Source organism: Brevundimonas sp. (assembly GCF_046299535.1).
Lineage (GTDB): Bacteria > Pseudomonadota > Alphaproteobacteria > Caulobacterales > Caulobacteraceae > Brevundimonas.
Window position 1 is genome coordinate 269261 of the sequence record NZ_JBKBIB010000001.1, and the last position, 17932, is coordinate 287192.

At 66.7% G+C, this 17932-nt stretch carries 17 protein-coding genes; 12 read left to right on the forward strand and 5 right to left on the reverse strand.

Translation table 11 applies throughout. The features are described from left to right. Positions 1 to 85 precede the first annotated feature (85 nt). The 5 genes from ACK4FB_RS01415 to ACK4FB_RS01435 form a co-directional block, all read right to left on the reverse strand. Complete coding sequence (locus ACK4FB_RS01415; protein ID WP_409747013.1) at positions 86 to 2131, reverse strand: TonB-dependent receptor plug domain-containing protein; 2046 nt, start codon at positions 2129 to 2131, stop codon at positions 86 to 88. A 119-nt stretch (positions 2132 to 2250) separates the two neighbouring features. Then, positions 2251 to 3681, reverse strand: a complete 1431-nt coding sequence (gene tldD, locus ACK4FB_RS01420; protein ID WP_409747016.1) for a metalloprotease TldD — start codon at positions 3679 to 3681, stop codon at positions 2251 to 2253. Between the two features lie 61 nt (positions 3682 to 3742). Continuing rightward, entirely contained in the window at positions 3743 to 4474 is a 732-nt protein-coding gene (locus tag ACK4FB_RS01425; RefSeq protein WP_409747019.1) for a GIN domain-containing protein, read from the reverse strand. Continuing rightward, a complete protein-coding gene (locus tag ACK4FB_RS01430) occupies positions 4471 to 5061 on the reverse strand; it encodes a DUF1700 domain-containing protein (RefSeq protein ID WP_409747022.1) in 591 nt (196 codons plus the stop codon). The genes ACK4FB_RS01425 and ACK4FB_RS01430 overlap by 4 nt, the downstream gene beginning before the upstream one ends. Then, positions 5058 to 5414, reverse strand: a complete 357-nt coding sequence (locus ACK4FB_RS01435) for a PadR family transcriptional regulator (protein ID WP_409747024.1) — start codon at positions 5412 to 5414, stop codon at positions 5058 to 5060. The genes ACK4FB_RS01430 and ACK4FB_RS01435 overlap by 4 nt, the downstream gene beginning before the upstream one ends. Before the next feature lie 255 nt (positions 5415 to 5669). Here ACK4FB_RS01435 and coxB point away from each other — a divergent pair, with 255 nt between their 5' ends. From coxB to ACK4FB_RS01495, 12 genes are all read left to right on the forward strand, one after another. After that, positions 5670 to 6593, forward strand: a complete 924-nt coding sequence (gene coxB / locus ACK4FB_RS01440; RefSeq protein ID WP_409747027.1) for a cytochrome c oxidase subunit II — start codon at positions 5670 to 5672, stop codon at positions 6591 to 6593. A 21-nt stretch (positions 6594 to 6614) separates the two neighbouring features. Then, positions 6615 to 8267, forward strand: a complete 1653-nt coding sequence (ctaD, locus tag ACK4FB_RS01445; RefSeq protein ID WP_409747030.1) for a cytochrome c oxidase subunit I — start codon at positions 6615 to 6617, stop codon at positions 8265 to 8267. Positions 8268 to 8337: 70 nt separating this feature from the next. Next, positions 8338 to 9315, forward strand: coding sequence for a heme o synthase (locus tag ACK4FB_RS01450; protein WP_409747033.1), 978 nt, complete (start codon positions 8338 to 8340; stop codon positions 9313 to 9315). After that, complete coding sequence (locus tag ACK4FB_RS01455) at positions 9306 to 9437, forward strand: hypothetical protein (RefSeq protein ID WP_409747036.1); 132 nt, start codon at positions 9306 to 9308, stop codon at positions 9435 to 9437. The genes ACK4FB_RS01450 and ACK4FB_RS01455 overlap by 10 nt, the downstream gene beginning before the upstream one ends. An 11-nt stretch (positions 9438 to 9448) precedes the next feature. Then, positions 9449 to 10000, forward strand: a complete 552-nt coding sequence (locus ACK4FB_RS01460; protein WP_409747096.1) for a cytochrome c oxidase assembly protein — start codon at positions 9449 to 9451, stop codon at positions 9998 to 10000. Positions 10001 to 10055: 55 nt separating this feature from the next. Then, positions 10056 to 10931 carry a cytochrome c oxidase subunit 3 gene (locus ACK4FB_RS01465; RefSeq protein ID WP_409747039.1) on the forward strand — a complete coding sequence of 292 codons (876 nt, stop codon included), beginning with the start codon at positions 10056 to 10058 and terminating at the stop codon, positions 10929 to 10931. 95 nt (positions 10932 to 11026) lie between these two features. Continuing rightward, positions 11027 to 11323 (forward strand): DUF983 domain-containing protein, encoded by a 297-nt coding sequence (locus ACK4FB_RS01470; RefSeq protein WP_409747042.1) that lies wholly within the window; start codon positions 11027 to 11029, stop codon positions 11321 to 11323. After that, a complete protein-coding gene (locus tag ACK4FB_RS01475) occupies positions 11310 to 12056 on the forward strand; it encodes an SURF1 family protein (RefSeq protein WP_409747044.1) in 747 nt (248 codons plus the stop codon). Before ACK4FB_RS01470 ends, ACK4FB_RS01475 begins: the two co-directional genes overlap by 14 nt. 47 nt (positions 12057 to 12103) lie before the next feature. Further along, complete coding sequence (locus ACK4FB_RS01480) at positions 12104 to 13315, forward strand: M16 family metallopeptidase (protein WP_409747099.1); 1212 nt, start codon at positions 12104 to 12106, stop codon at positions 13313 to 13315. A 30-nt stretch (positions 13316 to 13345) separates the two neighbouring features. After that, positions 13346 to 13945 (forward strand): GNAT family N-acetyltransferase, encoded by a 600-nt coding sequence (locus ACK4FB_RS01485; protein ID WP_409747047.1) that lies wholly within the window; start codon positions 13346 to 13348, stop codon positions 13943 to 13945. Between the two features lie 17 nt (positions 13946 to 13962). Then, entirely contained in the window at positions 13963 to 15630 is a 1668-nt protein-coding gene (locus tag ACK4FB_RS01490) for a putative bifunctional diguanylate cyclase/phosphodiesterase (RefSeq protein ID WP_409747050.1), read from the forward strand. A 125-nt stretch (positions 15631 to 15755) separates the two neighbouring features. Continuing rightward, complete coding sequence (locus tag ACK4FB_RS01495) at positions 15756 to 17873, forward strand: PBP1A family penicillin-binding protein (protein WP_409747053.1); 2118 nt, start codon at positions 15756 to 15758, stop codon at positions 17871 to 17873. Positions 17874 to 17932: the final 59 nt, after the last annotated feature.

Here is a 17932-nt window from a genome sequence, read left to right on the forward strand (position 1 = left end):
GATCAGGCCCCCGTGGAACGATCCACGGGGGCCTTTTCTCTTGGTGCGCCGCTGGGTCTGATGCCCGGGCAGATGTCTGTCCGGCCTAGAACGTCTTTCTCAGCCTGATGGAAACGAAGGTGCGCGGATCGATCTCGCGGGTCTCCACATAGGCGATGGGACGCGGGCTGGTGCGGTCGGAGAAGACGGTGCGCTCCACCAGGAAGTCGTTCCAGATGTTCAGCTGGGCCCTGAGCGACAGGGATGAGGTCGGCTTGTACTCGGCGGCCAGTTCGAAATAATCCTTGCCCTCCCATTCCAGAACTTGGTCGGGTCCATAGGTCCCCTGGCCGAGGCGCGGGATCCACGCGATATTCCAGTTCAGTCTCCAGGATGGAATGTCCTGCTGGAACGAGACCACAGCCTGACGGGCCCGCACACCCGAGATGGGGCGCGTTTCACCGGTTGTGGGGTCGGTGACCTCGGTCCTGTTCCAGTCGTTGCGGAAACCGAATTGCCCCCCCGGAATCCCGAGTCGCTCCGTCGGGATGGTCATGTTCAGAGACAGCTGGTCCAGCGTGCCCTCGCCGATGTTGCCGATGGCGGAGAGACCGTCTTCAAGGGGAATACGGTCGATGGCGTTGACGATCTCATCGTGCCGGTAACCGAGGGAGATCACACCGTCGCTCCAGAAGCGGCGTTCGTAGATGATCTCGCTGACCCAGCGTTCCTCCGGCTCAAGGTTGGCGTTCCCGCCCAGAACGTTCTGGTCGCTCAGTTCCGCGCTTGCGGCGAAGTCGCCGAAGTCCAGCTGGCCCACTTCGCGCTCGAAGCGCAGGCGCAGCTGGTTGTCCGCCATGGGTGTCCAGGTCAGCAGAGCTCGCGGCTTGGCGAAGTAGAACGACTTCTCCTGATCCGCGTCGCCGGACTGGCTGATGGTGGAGGCCTCCAGCCGCAGGCCGCCTTCCAGGGTCAGGTCGGGCGTGATGCGCCATGTCCCCCGGCCAAACACCTCCCCGCGCGTTTCCTCCACGGTGACCGAGGCGGATGGCAGGGGTTCGGGAACACCGCCCACGGAGAAGGCCTGGGCGGTGTCCAGGCGATTGTAGGCCACCTCGCCCCCGGTCTCGAGCGTGAGGGTCTGGGACCGCTCCCAGCGAACGAGACCGCGAAGAATGGTTTCGGAGGAGTCGCCGACGGATTCAAAGCGCTGTTCGGGTGCGGGACCGGCGCCCATATCCTCATTGTACGTGGAGACGTTGTCGAAGTCCGAGAACTCGTGAATGAAGCGGCCCTCAACGCTCAACCGTTCGCTCAGGGGACGGGTGTAGACGACGCCCACCTCGCCGAAGGATCCGTCGTTCTCATAGCGGCTTTCACGCCAGGTGTCGGGCGTGGTGAGGATGGCGAAATCTTGCCAGTCATTGACGCCGTAACGCGCCGTCAGATCGATCTTGCCGCCCATGAGCGGGGAGGCGAAGTTGCCCCGAAGCGAGTTCGATCCGCCGTAGCCGTCGTTGAGGAAATCCTCGCGCCGCAGAACGGTCCCGTCGGCTCCCCGGCGGATGGAAGGACCGGCGCCGTTGGAATCGCTCATGCTCATGCCGTCGGAGAGGGTGAAACCCCAGGTGCGTTCCCCGTCGCGGGCGGTGAACTGGAGCGATCCACCGTAAAGGTCCTGTCCGCCGTCAAACAGGGTGGCGTTGGCCGTCAGGACGGTCTGGCGGCTGCTTTCGCTGGAGGTGATCACGTTCACCACGACGGAATAGCCCTGCATGTCGATGCCGGTCGCCCCGCCGCGGATCAGCTCGATGCGCACCACCTGCGAGGCCAGGGTCCGTCCCAGCACCGAGGACCCCGTATCGTTCTTGGAGGCCGGGCGCGATCCGTTGATCAGCACATTGCCCACGGCTCCCTCGAAGCCCCGACTGCCGTCGCCGTCGTTGAGACGAAAGCCCGGCACCCGGTTGACCATATCCAGGGCTGTGTTGGGGGTCTGGTCGGCGAAGAAGGCCGGCTCGAAGACCAGCACCTGCTGGCCGTTGGCGACGGCCGGAGCCGGAACCGGCGCAGGCGCCTCCTGGGCCAGCGTGGGTGTGGCGGCGATGGCCAGGGCGAAGGCCGATGTGGCCGCCAGAAGCGTGGAACGCATGATATCCTCCCGAAACTTTCGCGAGGATGTGTGCCTGACGCCTGCCTGAATGGACCAGTTACATCATTGAAATGTAGATTAAATTACCGACACATCATTACCGGGCCGTAATGGTGGTCTTACACCGCCGTACCGCCGACCGTTAGTCCGCTGATCTTCAGGCTGGGCTGGCCGATGCCGACGGGCACGCCCTGACCCGCCTTGCCGCAGGTGCCGACGCCGGGGTCGAAGGCGAAGTCGTTTCCGATCATGGTGATGTTCTGCATGACCGTGGCGCCGTCGCCGATCAGGGTGGCGCCGCGCACCGGGGCGGTGACCTTGCCGTCCTCGATCAGATAGGCCTCGGTGCACTGGAACACGAACTTGCCGTTGGTGATGTCCACCTGACCGCCTCCGAAGTTCACGGCGTAGAGTCCCCGCTTCGTGGAGGCGATCATCTCTTCCAGCGTGTGAGAGCCGCCTTCCATGAAGGTATTGGTCATGCGCGGCATGGGCATGTGGGCCCAGGACTGGCGCCGGCCGTTGCCGGTGGCGGTCATGCCGAGCTGGCGCGCGCTGAGGCGGTCCTGCATCAGCCCGACCATGATGCCGTCCTCGATCAGGACCGTGCGTCCCGTGGGCGTGCCTTCGTCGTCGACGCTGAGAGAGCCGCGTCGCCCGGCGATGGCGCCGTCGTCCACCACGGTCACGCCGGGCGCCGCCACGCGCTGACCCATCATGCCGTTGAAGACCGAGCTGCCCTTTCGGTGGAAATCGCCCTCGAAACCGTGACCCACCGCCTCGTGCAGCAGCACGCCAGGCCAGCCGGGGCCGAGCACCACATCCATCTCGCCTGCCGGGCAATCCACCGCGTCCAGATTGACCAGGGCCTGACGCAAGGCCTCGTCGGTCTGGGCGCGCCAGCGTTCGGGAGTGATCCAGGTCTCGAAGCCGCTGCGCCCGCCGGCCCCGGCCCCGGCTGACTCGCGCTTGCCCTCCCGTTCGACGGTGACGGAGACGTTCAGGCGCACCAGGGGCCGCACGTCGCGCAGGAGGCGTCCATCGGCCCGCAGGATTTCGATGTCCCGACGCTCGCCGGACAGCGAGGCTGAGACCTGGACCACGCGCGGGTCAGCGGCGCGGGCGTAGGCGTCGATCTCCTGCAGGAGGGCGATCTTTTCGGCAAAGGCGGGCGAGGCGAGGGGGTCGTCCTCGCCGTAGAGTTTTTGGTTGGTGGCGCGGGGCGCCTCGGCCGTCACGCCCGCATGGCCGCGCTTGGCCAGGGCGGCGCTGCCGGCCGCGCGCTTCAGGGCCGCCTCGGAGATCTCGTTGGCGTGGCTGTAGCCGGCGGTTTCTCCCGCCACCACCCGAAGCCCGAAGCCCTCGCCCGCATCGTAGGAGGCGCCCTTGAGCCGCCCGTCGTCGAAGACCAGGCTTTCGCTTTCGGTCCGCTCCAGGAACAGTTCGCCATCATCGGCGCCGTGCAGGGCGTCGCTCAGGACAGAGCCGGCGCGTTCAGCTCCGACACCGGATTGATCGAGCAGGGACGGAATGGCGGCGGGGACAGTCATGGGCGGTCCTTCAAGAACATCTCGCGCCCTAGATAGGGGTTCGGACCGCCCCTTGGAACCGTCAGTCCGCCTGACGAACCCGGCCCGAGCCCATGACCTGACTGTTCAGCCGGGCGGGGCGGGTGATCAGGTCCACGTCGCCCGAGCCGCGGATGGTCACATCGGCCTGTCCGGACGGCGCAGCCTCCACGTCGCCGGAGCCGTTGATCTCGATGACTGCGTCGGTCGACGGCAGGCCTGACAGGTTCACATCGCCCGATCCGTCAATGGTGACCGTGAGGGTCCCGGTGCGGCCATAGCCCTCTACATCGCCGCTGCCCGACACTGCCAGCGCGAGCGTCGGCTGGTCATAGTCGCGGATCTCCAGGTCCTGGGATCCGTTCAGGGTGAAGCGGGTCACCGCCGGGGCGACCACGGTGATGCGCGGCCGGGACCGGCGGTCCGTCCGGACGCCGTCCTGAAGATCGAACCGGCCGTCGGCGAAGGTAACGCTGTCCACGATCTCGGCGGACCCGGCCACGGTGATGGAGGGCTGATCGCCTTGGGCGTAGATGACGCGGGCCGGCAGGTCGAAAGTCAGGGCCTCGCCGCCCTCCCATGCGATGTCCCGGGTTACGACGGTCCGATCCAGGGATTCGCGCCGAAAATCGCCATTGGCCAGGTCCCAGCCGTCTCCCGAAATTCTCCAGCCGTTGCGCGTGACCTCATGACCGCCGATAGCGGCGGCGCCAGCCAGGCACACAATGGCCAGCACCAGGCTGGCTCCGGCGACGATGAACAGTGAGCGGATCATGACAGCCCCCTTTCGCTGTACGAAGGTTCAGGCTGGATGGCGGGCTTGATCAGGCGGTAGTGCAGCCGCCCGAACCAGACCAGACCGTTGACCAGCCAGATGGTGATGATGGTCAGCAGGGCCGCCCCGGTCACCGATGCGCCCATCAGGCCGAGACCTAGCAGGACCGCGAAGAGGGGGCCGCCCGGCGGGTCGAAGAACGGCCCGGCCACCAGAATACCGCCGCCCGAGATGAAGACGGCGATGGCCGCGACATAAAGTCCGGCGATGGCGCTCACCACGCCGGTCAGAAGCGGCAGAAGGATCAGGATGTCGATGGCGCCCAGACCCACCAGGGCCATGATCGCCGCCGCAGCGGAAGACGGATTGCGATCCTCCTCCCATCGTTTGAGGCCCGCCTCCAGTCGCAGTTCGCGGGCCAGCCTGCCGGGGTCGCCCAGGGCGGCCGCAACCTCGGCTTCGCTGCGGCCTGCAGCCAGCGCGTCAGCGAAGTGGGTTTCATAATCGCCAAGAATCTCGTCCTGGGCCGAGAGCGGCAATCCTGCCAGCCCCCGGCGCAGGCGAAGCATGAAATCGGCGCGGGTCATGCCGTGTCTCCCCTTACGGTTTGTGTTTGGGTCGCGCCGCCGAGAAGGTCGTTCACAGCGCGGGCGAAAGCGTCCCACTCGACTTTCTGGGATACCAGGCTGGCGCGCCCGGCGTCGGTGAGGCGATAATATTTGCGAGACGGGCCGGAGGTGGATTCGACCATATAGGTTTCCACAAGCCCGTCGGACTGCATGCGCCGCATCAGGGGGTAGACGGTGCCTTCGCCCATATCGACCGCCTGGGCCATACGGCTGGCGATCTCGTAGGCGTAGGAATCTGCCCGCTCCAGCAGCGCCAGCACGCAGAGCGCCAGCACGCCCTTCTTCAGCTGTATTTCAATGGCTTCAGGCACCTTTGGCCCTCCAAGTGACCATCAGCGATTACCGCAAGGTATCTTTCATCGCAAGGTAGCGTGCAAAACATGACAGCGATTTAATGGCGATCGGGGCGCCCCCTGCGACCCCATGTTGCGCTCCGCATGCTTGGCAAGCGCGAGTCGAGCCGATATGGACCGGCCCTGAACGCCGCGAAGCCTTCGGGCCCGCGACTCCCGTTTGCGAACGTCTCGCAACGGGTTGCTGCAGAACGGATTATGAGGATTTCTCGAATGGGGATGGGCAAGCGGGCCAGGGCGTTCATCGCCTCAGCGATTCTCGCCTCAACGGCGCTGTTCACCGCCGCGCCGGGTTGGGCGCAGGAACTGGTGGGTCAACCGACGCCGGGCGGCATCGGACTTCAGCCGGCGGCGTCGCCCCTGAAGGTCGAGGCGCACATCTTCCACGACGCGATCCTGATGCCGATCATCACGGTCATCTGTCTGCTGGTGCTCGGCCTGCTGATGTGGATCGTGTTCCGCTACAACAAGCGTCGAAACCCTGTGCCGGCCAAGTGGAGCCACAACACCACCATCGAGATCATCTGGACCGTGGTCCCGGTGCTGATCCTGATCTTTATCGCCCTGTTCTCTTTCCGGCTTCTGTTCGCCTATCACGACATGCCGGAGCCGGATCTGACGGTTAAGGTCACGGGTAACCAGTGGAACTGGACCTATGAGTACCCTGACCACGGCGTGGGCGAGTACGTTTCGAACCAGCTGCCCGAAGATGAGGCCATCGCCCAGGGCGTTCCTTTCCGCCTGGCCGCAGACGAGCCCATGGTGGTGCCGGTGGGCCAGGTGGTCCAGCTGCTGATCACCGCCTCTGATGTCATTCACGCCGTGGCCCTGCCGGCCTTCGGCCTGAAGACCGACGCTATTCCGGGCCGGGTCAACGAGACCTGGTTCCGCGCGGATCGCACCGGTGTTTTCTACGGCCAGTGTTCCGAGCTGTGCGGCGTCGATCACGCCTTCATGCCCATTCAGATCAATGTGGTGACCCAGGCCGAGTTCGAGGCGTGGGTGGCGGGTCGCGGCGGCGCCATGCCTGGCGCGGAGCCCGCCGAAGATGCCGCCAACGACGCCTCGGCCTCTGAAGTCGAAGCCACCGAAACCGAAGTCGCCCCGGCCGCCGACGCGGCCGAAGCGGCCCAGTAAGAGAACGCGAGCCCGACCATCATGGCCACCGCAACCGCCCATCACGACGATCATGACCACAAGCCGGGCTTCTTCGCCCGCTGGTTCCTGTCCACCAATCACAAGGACATCGGCACGCTCTACATCATCTTCGCCATCATGGCGGGCGTGGTGGGCGGCGCCCTGTCCGGCCTGATCCGCTGGGAACTGGCCGAGCCGGGCATCCAGGTCTTCACTGAAGGCTCTCTGGTGCAGTACCTGGGCATCGTGGAGGCCTCCAAGCACGGCTACAACGTCACCGTCACCGCCCACGCCCTGATCATGATCTTCTTCATGGTCATGCCGGCCATGATCGGCGGTTTCGGCAACTGGTTCGTGCCCATCATGATCGGCGCGCCGGACATGGCCTTCCCGCGGATGAACAACATCTCGTTCTGGCTGCTGGTTTCGGCGTGGGTGCTGCTGTGCCTCTCGCTGTTCGTGGACGGAGGCCCGGGCAGAGGCTTCGGCGGGGGGTGGACCATCTATCCGCCGCTATCCACCATGGGACATACGGGCCCAGCCATGGACCTGGCCATCTTCTCGCTGCACGTGGCCGGCGCCTCCTCGATCCTGGGCGCCATCAACTTCATCACCACCATCTTCAACATGCGCGCGCCGGGCATGACGCTGCACCGCATGCCCCTGTTCGCCTGGTCGGTGCTGATCACGGCCTTCCTGCTGCTGCTGTCCCTGCCGGTTCTGGCGGCGGCCATCACCATGCTGCTGACGGACCGGAACTTCGGCACCGCCTTCTTTGACCCGGCCGGCGGCGGCGACCCGGTCATGTTCCAGCACCTTTTCTGGTTCTTCGGCCACCCCGAGGTCTACATCCTGATTCTGCCGGGCTTCGGCATCATCAGCCATATCGTCTCGACCTTCTCGAGGAAGCCCATCTTCGGCTATCTCGCCATGGCCTACGCCATGGTGGCCATCGGCTTCATCGGCTTCGTGGTGTGGGCGCACCACATGTACACCGTGGGCATGCCCATCAACCTGCGCGCCTATTTCGTGGCAGCGACCATGATCATCGCGGTGCCAACGGGCATCAAGATATTCAGCTGGATCGCCACCATGTGGGGCGGTTCGCTGGACTTCAAGACGCCCATGCTCTGGGCTATCGGCTTCATCTTCCTGTTCACGGTCGGCGGCGTCACCGGCGTGGTCCTGTCCAACGCCGGCATCGATTACAGCCTGCACGACACCTATTACGTGGTCGCCCACTTCCACTATGTGCTGTCGCTGGGCGCCGTGTTCGCCATCTTCGCAGGCTTCTACTACTGGTTCGAGAAGATGTGGGGCGTGAAGTACAACGAGTTTCTCGGCGCCGCGCACTTCTGGATCATGTTCGTCGGCGTGAACGTGGTCTTCTTCCCGCAGCACTTCCTGGGTCTGCAGGGCATGCCGCGCCGCTACGTGGATTATCCGGACGCCTACACCTTGTGGAACCATGTCTCCACGGTGGGCTATGGCATCACCGTGGTGGGCGTGATCGTGTTCTTCATCGTCCTGATCGAGGCCGCCGTGCGGCGTCGCCCGGCGGAGGCCAATCCCTGGGGCGAAGGCGCCACGACCCTGGAGTGGACCCTGTCCTCGCCCCCGCCGCACCACCAGTTCAATGAACTGCCGGTGGTGAAGGCGGACGACCATCACTGATCCGGTCCACACCGGACCTCGAACCGAGTAGGATGGGGGGCCGCCGATCACGCGGCCCCCTTTTCGCATCATGACCGAACCTGCAGCGCCTGCCCTGACCACCGCCCAGCCTGGGGATTATTTCCAGCTGCTGAAGCCGCGCGTCATGTCGCTGGTGGTGTTCACCGCCATCACGGGGCTGGTGGCGGCGCCGGGCGACATCAATCCGTTCCTGGCGGCCATCGCGGTGCTGTGCATCGCCGTGGGCGCCGGCGCGGCCGGCGCGCTGAACATGGCGCTGGAAGGCGAAACCGACGCCCTGATGCGGCGCACCCGAGGCCGTCCCGTGGCGGCGGGGCGGGTCAGCGCGAACGACGCCATGACTTACGGAGTGGTGCTGTCGCTGTTCTCGGTCATGCTTCTGGGTATGGCGGTGAACTGGTTCGCAGCGGGCCTTCTGGCCCTGACCATCGTCTATTACGCGGGCTTCTACACTTTGCTTCTTAAGCGCCGGACGCCCCAGAACATCGTGATAGGCGGGGCGGCGGGCGCCCTCCCTCCCGTCATCGGCTGGGCCGCGGTGACCGGTGACGCGCCCTGGCAGGCATGGCTGCTGTTCCTGATCATTTTCCTCTGGACCCCGCCGCACAGCTGGGCCCTGGCGCTCTATTCAGCCGGAGACTACGCGCGGGCGGGCATTCCCATGATGCCCGTGGCCCGGGGGGCGAAGTCCACTCGCCTGCAGATTCTCATCTACAGCCTGATCTTCGTGCCTGTGGCCATCGCGCCGGCCCTGCTGGGCATGGCGGGCACGGCCTATCTGGCCGTCTCGACCCTTGGCGGCGTGTTCTTCATCGCCCTTGCGGCGCGCCTCTGGCGATCCCGGGCGGGGGATCAGCCGGACAAGGCCGAGGCGGTGGGGCGAGAGGCCGCATTGTATGACGTGCGTGCGGAGGCCAAACCTGCGAGGAACCTGTTCGCCTACTCGATCCTGTATCTGATGGCTCTGTTCGCCGTCCTGCTGGTCGAGAACGCGCCTGTCATCGGAGCCTGCCCCTCATGCAGCTGACGCCGGAACAACTGAAGGCGCGCAAGCGCCGCAACATCGCCATCGCCCTGGGACTGGTGGCCTTCATGGTGCTCGTTTTCGCCACCACCCTGCTGCGGCTTCAGGCCAACGTGGGGGGCTGATCGGCGTGGCCATGAACAGGAATACGAAAGTCGCCCTGATCTGCGCAGGGACCTTCTCGCTGATGACCGGCGCCGCCTTCGCCGCCGTGCCGCTGTACCAGTTGTTCTGTCAGGTCACCGGCTTCAACGGCACGGTGATGCGGGCCGATGTCGCCCCTGATCGCATTCTGGAGGACTCCGTCCGCATCCGCTTTGACACCAATGTCCGGGGTCTGCCCTGGGAGTTCAAGGCGGAGCAGACGCGCCAGACCGTGCGGATCGGTGATACCGGCATCGCCTATTTCCGGGTCACCAACACCTCGGACCGCCCCATCAGCGGCACCGCCGCCTACAATGTGGTCCCCGAGCGGGCCGGCCCGTATTTCCAGAAGCTGCAGTGCTTCTGTTTCGACCCCCAGGAGATACAGCCGGGCGAGACGGTCGAATTTCCAATCCAGTATTTCGTCGCGCCGGAAATCGCCACCGATCCCGAGGCCCGCGGCGTCCACGACATCACCCTGTCCTATACCTTCTATCCCACGAACCGCTTTGAACAGCGCGCGGCTATTGGCGGACAGGGATAGCGACGCTATAGCCCCATCTGACGACCCCGCGCTGACGCATCCAAGAGACGCATAAATGGCCGACGCCCACGCCGTTCATCACGACTATCACATCCTCCCGCCGAGCCCGTGGCCGCTGGTGGCCTCGGTCGCCACGACGATCATGATGATCGGCGCGGTCATGTGGATGAAGGGCCTGTTCGGCCTGCCGTCAGGCACCAGCTGGGTGTTCTTCGCCGGCCTGGCCGGCGTTCTGTTCTCCATGTTCGGCTGGTGGGCCGACGTGATCAAGGAAAGCCATGCGGGGGATCATACCCCCGTTGTCTCGCTGGGCCTGCGCTACGGCATGGTGCTGTTCATCGCCTCTGAAGTGATGTTCTTCGCCGGCTTCTTCTGGATGTTCTTCGAGATGACGCTCTTCAATGAGGCGCGCACGCTCATTCCCGAATTCGGCAACTGGACGGATACGGCCGCAGCCTGGTCCACCTGGCCGCCGGCCGGCATCGAGACGCTGGACGCCTGGCAACTGCCGTTCCTGAACACCGTGATCCTGCTGCTCTCCGGCACCACGGTGACCTGGGCCCACCACGCCATTGTCGTCGGCGACCGCAAGGCCGCGAAGATCGGCCTGGGGCTGACGGTTGCGCTTGGGGTGCTGTTCACGGCGATCCAAGTCTATGAATATTATCACATTCTGCACGAGAACCTGTTCTTCAACGATGAGGCCCTGAACTCGACGCTGTACGGCTCGATCTTCTTCATGGCCACGGGCTTCCACGGCTTCCACGTCCTGATCGGGACCATTTTCCTGGCCGTCTGCCTGATCCGCCTGCTGGTGGGGCAAATGTCGCCGGAGAAGCATTTCGGCTTTGAGGCGGCGGCCTGGTACTGGCACTTCGTGGACGTGGTGTGGCTGTTCCTGTTCGCCTTCGTCTACGTCATCTACGGCTGATCTTGAGCGACCAGCCCCAGCCTTCAGCCCCCGCCCGGATCAACCCGATCCGGGCGGGTTTGCTTTGCCGGTGCCCCAATTGCGGCAAGGGGCCCTTGTTCGAAGGGTTCCTGAAGGTCCGGCCTGTGTGCGGCGCATGCAATTACGATCTGGCGTCCGTAGCCACCGGCGACGGCGCGGCCAGCTTCATCATGCAGATCGCGGGAGCCATCGTCGGCTTCTCGGCCCTGTATGTTGAAATCACCTACAGCCCCCCCATGTGGCTGCATCTGATCATCTGGCTGCCGCTGGTGGCGGCCCTGTCGCTGGGCCTGATGCGGCCGGGCAAGGGATTGATGACGGCGCTGCACATGCGGAACCGGGCGCGAGAGGTGCGCAATGACGACTTCTGAACTCAAGGGCTTTCCCTGGCTGCTGACGGTCCTGGCGGCGGTCGTGCTGGCCGTCCTGCTGGGCCTCGGCGTCTGGCAGGTGCAGCGGATGGCCTGGAAGGAGGGCCTGATCGACCAGGCCCGGGCTGCGGCCGTCGTGGCGCCGGTTCCGGCCGCAGAGGCGCTGAACCAGCCGGGCGGCGAGTTCCGGCGAGTGATCCTCGAATGCCCGAACCTGAACGCCGCGCCCTTTGTGGAGCTTCAGTCCATCCATGACGGCGACGCGGGCGTGCGCCTGATCTCCGCCTGTCGGCCCGCGGGAGTCGAGACCACCTTTCTGGTGGATCGCGGCTTCGTGCGGGAAGAGATTTCCGCACGCCCGGCGGTCACATCCGGCCTGGATCCGGTCCGGATCATCGCGGTGGTGCGCGAGGCCCCGCAGCCGAACTGGATGAGCCCCCCGCCGCAAGACGGTCGCTTCTTCGCTCGCGACCACGAGGCCATGGGCCGGGCGCTGGACGTCGAGGGGCCCGTGGACTCCCGTGTCCTGTTCGCCGAGACCTCCGCCAATCCCGAATGGGCGGCCCTGACCCCGGTGGTTCCGCCGGCCGCCTTCACCAACAATCACCTCGGGTATGCCCTCACATGGTTCGGTCTCGCCGCAGCCCTGATCGTCTTTTACGCCCTGATGCTGAAACGGCGGCGGCGTCCGCATCCGGGAAATGACCCGCAGACGGGCCGGGATTTCAGTTGACCCATCTCCACACCCTGCCCAACGGCGTCCGCGTCGTGGCCGACCCCATGCCGGGCCTCAAGACCTTCGCCCTGACCGTAGCGGTGCGTGGCGGCGCGCGCTGGGAAGACGAGCACCGCTCGGGCTGGTCGCATCTCCTTGAGCATCTGGTGTTCAAGGGCGCCGGCGAGATGAGCGCACGGGAGATCGTCCAGCGCATCGAGGCCGAGGGCGGCTCCATCAACGCGGCCACGGGTCAGGAGCGCACCAGTTTCGAAGTGCGCGCCATGGAAGCCTCCCTGCCGCTGGCCATGCAGGTGGTCTCCGACATCGTCTTTCGTCCCACCCTCAGCGAGGCCGAGGTGGCTCGCGAGAAGGACGTGGTCGCTCAGGAGATCGCCGAGGCCTTCGATACGCCGGACGACCATGTGTTCGAAATGGCCGGGGAGAAGGCCTTCACCGGCCAACCGCTGGGACGACCCATTCTCGGGTCTGTCGAGAGCATCGGCCGCGCGGACCGTGCAGGCATGCAGGCGTGGCGGGCGGCGCTCTATGCCCCTCACCGCATGGTGGTTGCGGTCTCCGGCGCTGTGGACCCGGTGCGTCTGGGCGAGCTGGCCGAGGCCTGGTTTGGACAGGCCGGGCATGAAGCAGCCGAAGAGCCGGCGCACGCCGCTTTCACCGGAGGAGACGCGGCCCTCACTCGTCGCATCGAGCAGGCCAATCTGGTCTTCGAAATTCCGGGACTGTCGGCGCACGATCCTGACACCCCGGCGCTCAGGCTGTTCGCCGAAATCCTTGGCGGGGGCATGGCCTCGCGCCTGTTTCAGAGCGCGCGGGAGGACCGGGGGCTGGCCTATGCGGTGGATGCCTGGTTCGAGGGCTATGAGGACACAGGCGTCCTGGGCGTCTATGCGGGCGCCGCCCCGGGGCGGTCCGAGGAGCTGGCCCGGGTGGCGGCGACTGAACTGAGATCCCTGGCCATGGACGGGCCCACCGGGGAAGAATTGGCGAGGGCCAAGGCGATCCTGAGCGCCAGCCTCTGGATGGCCGACGAAAGCCCGGCGTCCCGGGCGGGACGCAACGCCGCCCAGACCCTGTTGTTCGGCGCGCCTGTTCCCTCTGAAACCCTGACGGCCCGCGTGGCGGCGGTGACGGGGGAAGACCTGCAGCGGCTCGGCGGACGCTTGCTGGCCTCCGGCAAGAGCGCCACGGCAGTTCTGGGACCAAAGGCGGCGGGCCATGCGGGGCGCGTCTTCGCCGAGACCCTGTACGCCTGACGTCATCCCGGGAAACAGGTATACAGCCTCATGGCCCTTCTGGACTGGATATCGGAACCGGTCGGCCCCGTGCTGAAGGGCCAGGGCGTAACCCTGCGCACGCCAAATGCCGGGGATTATGTTGCATGGTCGGCCCTGCGCAGCCTTTCCCGCGCCCATTTGCAGCCGTGGGAGCCCGCCTGGCCGGAGGATGACCTGACCCGGACGGCTTTTCGCCGCCGGCTGTCGATCTACGAGCGTGAGCGCGAACTGGGGAACGCCTGGCCGTTCTTCATCTTCGATCAGGACGGCCGCCTGACGGGCGGGATCACCCTCTCCAACGTGCGGCGCGGCGTGGCCGAGACGGGGACCGTGGGGTACTGGATCGGTCTGCCATACGCCGGACGGGGGTTGGCCACCGCGTCCGTTCACGCCCTGTCGACCTATGCCTTCGGCGCGCTCAGGCTGCATCGCCTCGAGGCGGCCTGCGTGCCCACCAACGAGGCCTCGCGCCGGGTGCTGGAAAAGTCGGGTTTCAGGCTGGAGGGTCAGGCCCGGGCTTATTTGAAAATTAACGGGATATGGGCAGACCATCTGTTGTTCGGCCTTCTTGCAGAAGAGGCTGGCGTTGACGGACGCGCGCCGTCCTGACCGGAGGGCGGCAAGCCTTGAACAGCCGATCCAGAGCCCTGGCGTGGGACCCTACCACGGCGATCGAGGCGCTCGCCGCCGCCGACGCCGCGCTGTGGGTGTGGACCCCCGCCCTGGACCAGCTCAAGTTCACCGGCTCCACCCGTTCGCTGGGTCTGGGGCCGCTGGCCCCGGAATGCACCGCCGCAGCCTTCACGGCCCTGGCCCTGCCCCAGGATCGCGCCCTCGCCGAACGGGTCCTCAAGCCCCAGGACGAAGGGGGCGAGATCGCCGTTCGTATGCGCATGCGGGGCGGTGACCTGTGTATCTGGCGCGGCGTCTGGCTCGAGGACGGGCTGCGGGCCGCCGGGGTGGTGGCGCTTGAAAGCAAATTTTCCGGATCCTCCAGCGACGCCCTGACCGGGCTTCTGGATCGCCGCGCCTTTCTGGCGCGTGTGGGCGAAGCCCTCACGGCTCCCGGGGACTACGATCTGGTGGTGGCGGACGTGGATCGCCTTCGCCGCCTGAACGAGGCCCTGGGGCACGAGCGGGCGGACATGGTCCTGTCGGCGCTGGGATCGCGCCTGGCCGCCGCGTTTTCGGGAGAGTCCGCGCCGGCTCGCATCGGCGAGGACGAGTTCGCGATCTTCGCCCGCGCCGACGAAGGCGACACCTGCGCCCGCGTCCGTCAGGCGCTGGAGCAACCCCTGCGCGTGGCGGGCTTCGACATCTATCCCACCGTCTCGATCGGCGCGGTGCGCACCGAGGGCGGGCCCGATGCGGCGGATGCGGCCGAGTTGCTGCGCCGCGCGGAACTGGCGGTGGAATCCGCCAAGACCGCCGGGCGGGGGGGCATGGCCGCCTACGGCCGGACCCTGGAATCCGACAGTCTGTCGCGTCTGGCGCTGGAGAGCGATCTCAGGAACGCTTTCGTGCGCGGCGAGATCGAGCCGTTCTACCAGCCCATCGTGAATCTGGAGACGGGCGCGGTGGCCGGGTTCGAGGCCCTGGCGCGCTGGCGCCATCCCCGGCGCGGCCTGGTGCCGCCAGACGAGTTTCTGGGCCTGGCCGACGAAATGGGCCTGATGAACGACCTGGGCCTGATGATGATGCGTCAGGCCGCCGCCCAGCTGGCGGAGTGGCTCAAGCGCCATCCGGGCGCCGGCAAGCTGTTCTGCAGCGTCAACCTGTCCACCAACGAGCTGGAGCGCGTCGGACTGGTGGACGACGTGCGGCGCATCCGCGCCGACACGGGTCTGCCTGCGGGCGCCCTGAAGCTGGAGGTCACCGAAAGCGACATCATGCGCGACCCGGAGCGGGCCGCAGAGGTGCTGAAGTCGCTGCGCGAGGCGGGGGCCAGTCTGGCGCTGGACGATTTCGGCACCGGTTTCTCGTCCCTGTCCTATCTGGCGCGGCTGCCCTTCGACACGCTCAAGATCGACCGCTACTTCGTTCTGACCATGGGCCAGGACGAAGGGTCGGCCAAGATCGTCAGGTCGGTGGTGAACCTGGGCCGCGACCTGTCGCTCGAGGTGGTGGCCGAAGGCGTGGAGAACGCGGAGCTGGCGCGCCTGCTGCTGGACTCCGGTTGCCACTACGGCCAGGGCTTCGGCTACGCACCCGCCCTGCCGGCGCAGGAAGCCGAAGTGTATCTGAACGAGTCGGTGGCGGACGGGTCGGCGCCCATCAAGGCGCGCTCGGCCTGAACGAACGTTAAGCCCGTCGCCATGCTTTCGGCGGAAACATCGGGCAGGTTCGCCTCATTGACGCGGGGCGTTTCACCGATCCCGTTCGCGGGCTATGAGCAGAGCGCAACGGGCTAGAGGGTTTCATGGCGGGTCCATCCATCGGACGCGGGGCTTCGGGCGCCGGCGGCAAGGGCGGCGGCCGCACGCTGCTGCAGCGGCTGATCTACTGGTCAGCGGTGCTTGCCGTGTGGGGCCTGATCTTCCTGACGGTGTTCTTCCTGGTGTTCGCCCGGGGCCTGCCTGACACCTCGGCGCTGTATGACGTGGAGCGTCAGCCCTCAATTACCTATCTGGACCGGTCCGGCGCCCTGATCGCGGTGCGCGGGAGCCAGCACGCCCCCCCGGTGGAGCTGGACACCTTGCCGGACTATGTGCCCGCCGCCTTCATCGCCATCGAGGACCGGCGCTTCTACCATCACCCGGGGTTCGACCCTATCGGCATGATGCGCGCGGCTCTTGCCAACATGCGCGCCGGGCGGGTGGTGCAGGGCGGCTCGACCCTGACCCAACAGCTGGCCAAGAACCTGTTCCTGACCCCCGACCAGAACATGCGCCGCAAGGTGCAGGAGCTGATGCTGGCGGTCTGGCTGGAGATGAAATTCTCCAAGGACGAGATCCTCGCCCTGTATCTGAACCGGGTCTATTTCGGCGCCGGCGCCTACGGCATCGAGGCGGCGTCCCAGCGCTATTTCGACAAGTCGGCGGATGAACTGACGGTGGGCGAGGCGGCCCTGCTGGCCGGACTGCTCAAGGCGCCCTCGCGCTACAGCCCGCTGGGCGAGAGCGAACGGGCGGCCGGCCGCGCCACCGTGGTGCTGAACGAGATGGAGGAATCCGGCGTCATCTCCGCAGAGCAGCGCAACGCCGCGGTTCTGGAGCCGGTGCGGGTGTCGCGCACCCTGGCCACCCAGCACGCCCAGTATTTCGTGGACTGGCTGGACAAGGACATTCGCCGTCTGGTGGGCGAGCCTACCGAGGACATGATCGTCGAGACGACCCTGGATCTGACCCTGCAGACCTCGGCCGAGCGTTCGGTGCGCCGCATCCTGGAGCGGGACGGTTCGCGCGGCGTGGAGCAGGCGGCGCTGGTCGCCGTGGATGGCGACGGGCGGGTCCGGGCCATGATCGGCGGGGCGTCCTACGCCGACAGCCAGTTCAACCGCGCCGTGGACGCGCGTCGCCAGGCCGGATCGGCGTGGAAGCCGTTCGTCTATCTGGCGGCGCTGGAGGCGGGCTACACCCCGGACACCCCGGTGGTCGACCAGCCCATCACCATCGGCAACTGGTCGCCGCGCAACTATTCCGGCAACTTTATCGGACAGACCACCCTGGCCAACGCCGTGGCCCAGTCCACCAACACCATCGCCGCCGGACTGGCGGACCAGGTGGGGCGCGACAGCGTCGCCCGGGCGGCCCGGCGGCTGGGGATCACCTCGCGGGTGGGACTGGAGCCGGCGATGGCTCTGGGCGCGGTCGAGGTCAGCCCGCTCGAGATGGCCCAGGCCTACGCCGCCTTTTCGAACGGCGGGCGCCGGGCGGAGGCCCATGGCATCACGCGCATCCGTACGCCGCAGGGCCGGGTGATCTATCAGAGGCAGGGCGAGGATCGGCGGGCCGACCAGGTGATCCAGAACCCGTCCCTCTACTACCTGAACCAGATGCTGCGCGGGGTGATCACCTCGGGGACCGCCAGGTCGGTGGCCATTTCAGGCCGGGATCTGGCGGGCAAGACCGGCACCACGTCCGACTACAAGGACGCCTGGTTCGCGGGCTACACCGGCGGTTTCACGGCCGTCGTCTGGGTGGGCAAGGACGACAACACCGCCATGCGCGGGGTCACCGGAGGGTCGTCGCCCGCCGCCATCTGGCGCGGCTTCATGGAGGCGGCCCTGCCGCGGCTGAACGTTCAGTCGATCCCCAACGGCCCGCCGTTGCCAGAGGGCTGGGTTGCGCCGGCGCCGCCGGGCGTCGATCCGGTAGGCGATCTTCTCGGGGGGCTGGGCGACCTGTTCGGCGATGATCAGCTCCCGCCGTCGGCCGGGGATCCCATGGCCGGAGCGCCGGCCAATCCGCGCCCTGTACAGCCTGCGCCGGATCGGCCCGGGGTGCGGCCGCCCGACCCCATCCAGACGGAACCGCCGGCCCAGAACCCCGAGCCGGACCGGACCCCCGAGCGCCGCCCGGATCCGCTGTTCTTCTGATCCCGGCGTCACCCCCTGATGTCAGGCCGCGATGTCAGGCCGCATAAAAGAAGCGGAAG